This window comes from Desulfobaculum sp. (assembly GCF_054921475.1).
In genome coordinates this window covers 1-3,811 of record NZ_JBUDSW010000302.1, presented here as the reverse complement: position 1 = coordinate 3,811, position 3,811 = coordinate 1, and the positions used below count along the sequence as shown (strand labels likewise).

The 3,811-nt window shown below is 64.0% G+C and carries 4 protein-coding genes; 2 read left to right on the top strand and 2 right to left on the bottom strand.

Translation table 11 applies throughout. The features are described 5' to 3' along the window. Positions 1-113: 113 nt before the first annotated feature. Both ACY69P_RS14960 and ACY69P_RS14955 read left to right on the top strand, forming a co-directional pair. Complete coding sequence (locus tag ACY69P_RS14960) at positions 114-509, top strand: FxsA family protein (protein WP_404844156.1); 396 nt, start codon at positions 114-116, stop codon at positions 507-509. A gap of 19 nt (positions 510-528) precedes the next feature. After that, complete coding sequence (locus tag ACY69P_RS14955; RefSeq protein WP_462328052.1) at positions 529-1,482, top strand: rhomboid family intramembrane serine protease; 954 nt, start codon at positions 529-531, stop codon at positions 1,480-1,482. Positions 1,483-1,574: 92 nt separating this feature from the next. Here ACY69P_RS14955 and ACY69P_RS14950 read toward each other — a convergent pair whose 3' ends face one another. Both ACY69P_RS14950 and ACY69P_RS14945 read right to left on the bottom strand, forming a co-directional pair. Beyond that, the gene (locus ACY69P_RS14950; protein ID WP_462328051.1) at positions 1,575-3,293 is read right to left on the bottom strand and encodes an FAD-dependent oxidoreductase; all 1,719 of its coding nucleotides are present in this window, start codon (positions 3,291-3,293) and stop codon (positions 1,575-1,577) included. 121 nt (positions 3,294-3,414) lie between these two features. Then, positions 3,415-3,636 carry a hypothetical protein gene (locus ACY69P_RS14945; RefSeq protein ID WP_404844153.1) on the bottom strand — a complete coding sequence of 74 codons (222 nt, stop codon included), beginning with the start codon at positions 3,634-3,636 and terminating at the stop codon, positions 3,415-3,417. Between the last annotated feature and the right edge of the window lie 175 nt (positions 3,637-3,811).

The following is a 3,811-nucleotide window of genomic DNA, read 5'->3' as shown; positions in this document are numbered from 1 at the left end:
GACACGCGTCAAGCTATGCCATATTTTCCAGTGGGTTCGGTTCCCCTTTTCAAAGCGGACGAAATGGGTCATGCTCCACCCCGAACCTGCAACGCATCAAGGAACGTTCCACTATGTTATTCCGACTTTTCGCGGCGTTTGCCGTTATACCGCTTATAGAAATCTACCTGCTGATGAAGGTTGGCTCCTTTCTCGGCGCGGAAACCACCATTGCCATTGTACTGCTTACCGGCTTTGCCGGAGCGTGGCTGGCCCGCCAACAGGGCACATCCGTCCTTATGCGCATCCGCGAAGACATGGCGCGTGGCGTAACGCCCACCGGCCAGCTTGTGGACGCCCTGCTTATCCTTGTGGCGGGCATCGTCCTGCTGACTCCGGGCTTTGCCACGGACTGTGCCGGTATTCTGCTGCTGATCCCCCCGGTGCGCGCCGCCCTCAAGAACGTGCTCCGCAAAAAGTTCGAGAACTGGATCCGTCAGGGCAACGTCACCGTCATCCGCCGCTATTAGGCGCGAGGAGCCATAAGCCATGTCGGATATGTCCCATGGCGACACCACATCCATGAGCGCACCCCTATGGCGGGACATCATGGATGCCCTGCCGCTGACGGAGCGCCCGCCGCGTCTTACCGCCGCAATGGCGCAGGACTGGTCCCTTGCCCTGCGCGCGGTGGGCATCCCCCACCGCCTGACGCCCCTGCGCAAGGGGTGGCGGCTCGACGTGCACAGCGATTTCATGGACCTTGCCGTGGATGAGGTGCTGAACTTCGCGCAGGAGAACCCGCCCGAGGCGCCGCCGGAGGCCGCACGCCCCATCTCGCGCCGCGTGGTGTGGCAAACGGCCCTCATTATGCTGCTGGGCGCCCTGTTCCACACCGTGTGCTCACGCCCACTGCCGAGCCTTGGCCTGTACCCCGAAACGTGGGTCACCCATGGCGCGGCCGATGCTTCTGCCATCATGGCTGGCGAATGGTGGCGCACCGTCACCGCCCTCACCCTGCATGCCGACGCCGCGCACATGGCGGGCAACGCCCTCATCGGCGGCGTCTTTATGGTGCTGTTCTGCTCCGAGGCCGGCTTTGCCCTTGGGTGGAGTATTTTCCTCCTCAGCGGCGCACTGGGCAACCTGCTCAACGCCGCCGCCCACCTGCTCAATCACGTCTCCGTTGGCGCATCCACCGCCGTTTTTGGCGTGGTGGCCGCCCTTGGCGCCTACCGCGCCATGCGCGAACACGGCGTCAGCTTCCGGCGCACCGTCGCCCCGGTGGTGGCCGGGCTTTCCCTGCTCGCCATGCTTGGCGTTGGCGGCGAGCGTACGGACCTTGGCGCGCATGCCTTTGGCTTTCTGGCCGGGTTGCCCCTTGGTCTGCTGGCGGGCAGCGAGATTGGCGTCCGCCTTGCCGCGCACCCGGCGCTTCCACGCCTCTGCGGCGCCCTCTCCATCGCCCTGCCCCTTGTGGCATGGGCGGCGGCGCTGCTGTAGCCGGCGCACACCTTCCCCTCCCACAAACGCAAAACCGCCCCTGTCCGGCTGGCCGGACAGGGGCGGTGTCAACTCTACTGCATCACGCCGCGCTAGGAGTTGTCAGGCACGATGGTCGGGTCGAGCATCCGGGCGAAGAGGAAACCGCCCTGAATGTTCTTGAGATTGGTAAAGCCCTTGGCCCGCAGCAGGACCTGACTCTCGTAGGAGCGCAGACCCGTGTTGCAGATGACGTACAGCTCCTTGTCGCGGGGCAATTCGTCGTAGCGTGCGGGCAGTTCGTCCTGCGGGATATTCAGCCAGCGCTTGCCGTACTTTTCCTGCATGGGCGCGCCCTGCTTGGCCGAGCGCACGTCGAGGACGAGCTTGCTTTCGTCGGGCAGGATGCTTTCCAAAAACTCCCTTGGCTCGATGGGATGGCTAAAGCCGTCGAGGATATTCTTCAGGGAGTTGGCCGCGGCGTTCACGATGTCCATGGCCGAGGCATAGGGCGGTGCGTAGCCCACTTCCAGATTGGAGATATCATCAAGGTCCGGGCGGTGGGGCAGCAGGGCCGCAACGGCGTCCACGCGCGCCTTCACGGCGTCGCCCGCCTCGCCAAGGGCTTCAATGCCCAAAACGTGGCGGGTTTTGCGGTCCGCGATGAGCTTGATGTACATCCACTTGTGGCCGGGGTAGAAATGCGCGCGATCGGCCTGCACGGCCAGCCCTTCCACGGGGTCGAACCCTGCAGCGCGGGCCTGCGCCATGGTCAGACCGGCGGTGGCGACGCCAATGTCAAAGGCCTTGAGGCAGAAAGTGCCCACCGCGCCGTCAAAGCGCTCGTTGCCACCGGCGATGTTGGTGCCGATGACGCGGCCCTGCCGGTTCGCCAGCGAGCCAAGGGGCAGGTGCATGCTGGCACCGGTAATCTGGTTGCGCACTTCCACGCAGTCGCCGCCGGCGTAGATGTTGGAGTCGGAGGTGCGCATGCGTCCGTCCACAAGCAGACCGCCAAACGGCCCAACGGACAAACCGGCGCGCTGGGCAAGGGCGGTGTTGGGGCGCGCGCCCGCGCCAAAGATGACCAGCTGGCACTCCACGGTGCCCTTGTCCGTTTCCACGGCGGTAACGCCATTTTCGTCGCCAATGATGCGCTTCACGCAGGTATTGCACTGCACGTCCACGTCATTTTCCACCATGTGGTTGGTGAGCAGACCGGCAAGGTCCGGGCCCATGGCCTGCGGCAGCACATGGTCGCACATCTCCACGAGGGTGGTCTTCACGCCCCACAGGGCGGTGAGGGCTTCGGCCATTTCAAGGCCGATGGCGCCGCCGCCCACCACGACGGCGGAGTCGATGGAGCCGCTGGCGATGCGGTCCTTGAGGAAAATGGCCTTGTGCATGTTGGCGATGCTCACCACGCCGGGCAGGTCCTTGCCCTCAACGGGCGGGACAAAGGGCGTGGAACCGGTGGCCAGCACCAGCGTGTCGTACGGGATGTCGTATTCCTCGCCGGAGGTCAGGTCGCGCACGTGCACGGCCTTGGCCTTGCGGTCGATGTCCAGCGCCTCGGTGGCGGTTTTCACGTCCACCCGCTTGTAGATGTCGAAAAATTCGGGGTCGCGCACGGCGTGAAAGACGGTGGAGAACAGTTCGTCGGCATTGGCGATGTCGCCGCTGACGTAGTAGGGGATGCCGCATCCGCCGTAGGAGATGATGGTATCCTTGTCGATGAGCGTAATTTCAGCTTCGGGGTCGAGACGTCTGGCACGGCAGGCGGCCTTGGGACCAAGAGCCACGCCTCCGATGATGACGATTTTTCTGGCCATGATTCTCTCCTTTGCGACAGGCCGGGGATGCGATGGAGCGCCCCGGCGCAGATTCGGTGTTCAAACACCCGCGCGGGCCATGGCGCGCCCTGCGGCGCGTACGGCACGGCGGCGCGTGGCGCTACAGCTCGGGGTGCATCACCCGCACGAGGGCCACGGCAAAGCACAGGGCGCTGATAAAAACCTGAAAGATTATCGCGCACCAAAAGCCCATCTTGGACTCGTCCCGCCGCAGACGGAAAAAGCGCGATTGCACTTCCCCTACGTCCAAGCCGACACGGATCAGGTTCAGATTCACCAGCCCCAAAAGGACCAAGACGGCCGGGATGACATATTCCATCATATACCCCTCGTTTTTTCGGTTGGCGCACCGCATGCTTGCGGTCCGGCCTGTCATACACCGCTCCCTTCGTGTTCTCAACCCCACCGCCGGGCCCGTGTATGGGCGATTGCCAAAACGGCCTGTCTCAAGTAAGCCTTGTGAGAGATAATGCGTGGGACGTTTGCGGCGCATTTTG